Origin of the sequence: Sphaerochaeta sp. UBA5836 (assembly GCF_002432845.1) — a bacterium.
Classification (GTDB): Bacteria; Spirochaetota; Spirochaetia; order Sphaerochaetales; family Sphaerochaetaceae; genus Sphaerochaeta.
Genome location: NZ_DJGW01000075.1, coordinates 30,652 through 31,216, shown reverse-complemented (window position 1 = coordinate 31,216; position 565 = coordinate 30,652). Strand labels below are relative to the sequence as shown.

Sequence of the window (565 nt, the reverse complement as noted above, 5' to 3'; positions counted from 1 at the left end):
AGCTGCGTTCCAAGACCGACTGGATGGTAAGTATCAACTACCCGATGGGCTTCTTCAGCTTTGTCGAGGCGGTTGTGCTTCCCTCCATGACAGGAAAAGCAGAGGATATGGGCATGGGTCTACGCTTCTATACCAATGCAGGGGAGACAAAAATAGAGGGGGGCTACCTTACCAAGGATGAAAGCGGCCGAGTGCACAAGTTCTCTGCAAGTCTGCAGGGAAATATCGGCCCCGACTGGTATTTTGCCTCCTCGATTGCCATCGACCAGACCAACCCCAACGCCTCCGACATCCAGGAATCCTGGATGATCAGCGGCGGGCTGTTTCATATGCAGTATCTCAGCGGAGATAGAAATGTGTCCCTTCGACTTGAAATACTCAGCCGACCGTTCGGCACGTGGAAGTTTGCAAGTCAGAGCGAAGAGTCCTGTGCATTGCTGCTCTACCCCGAGCTCGTCTACAGCCCCACCGGCTCGCTCTCCTACAGCCTCAGGGCGATACTCTCCCCGCTTGATCTCAGCACCCTGGTTACTGCAGGAGCATCCTGGTCGGTGTTTGAAGGCTT

1 protein-coding gene is annotated in these 565 nt (G+C 54.7%); it reads left to right on the top strand.

Features of this window, described 5'->3' with window-relative positions; all coding sequences use genetic code 11:
* Window positions 1-565: hypothetical protein (locus B3F49_RS06230; RefSeq protein ID WP_293909820.1), on the top strand; the 565-nt coding region annotated here is incomplete at both ends.